Raw genomic sequence first — 551 nt, forward strand, 5'->3', positions numbered from 1 at the left:
GCGTGCCCGTCGAGGCGATGCTGTCCGCGCGAAGCGTTGTCTGACGCTGCGCCGCAAGCAGGCCGCTGTTCGCCAGCACTCCGCCCGTCGTGGCGACGAGGTCGCCTTGCGCGTATGTGGTGCCGCGGTTGTCGATGCCGTCTCGCGCAGCAACGTTGAGCGTGCCGCTGGCGTTGGTCTGCCCCGCGAGCACGAGTTTCCCGTTCGACGTGAGTGTGAGCTCGCCCGCCTGAGCGGCAAGCACGCCCCGCGTCGAGACGCCGACGCCATACTCGTTCGACGCCAGAAAGATGCGATTCGCATACATGCCGCCGAGTGCGCTCACGTCGAGCGCGACGGCGGGTGCCGTGCCGTTGCCCGCGACCGGCGTCGCGGCGAGCGAATCGTGCTCGATGCCGTTTGCGCCCGTGACCGCGTTGAGCCGCTTCGCGTAGATGGCCGCGTTCACCTGAATTGCACGCGCGAGCAGGTCGACCTGATCGATGTTGGCGGCGTTCAAGCCCGCACCTTGCACGACGAGGTTGCCGCCACTCACCGTGAAACCCGTCAGC

At 68.1% G+C, this 551-nt stretch carries 1 protein-coding gene; it reads right to left on the reverse strand.

The features are described from left to right. Nucleotides 1-551: hypothetical protein (locus QCE64_RS38090; RefSeq protein WP_310009521.1), on the reverse strand; the 551-nt coding region annotated here is incomplete at both ends.

The organism is Caballeronia sp. LZ043 (assembly GCF_031451075.1).
GTDB lineage: Bacteria > Pseudomonadota > Gammaproteobacteria > Burkholderiales > Burkholderiaceae > Caballeronia.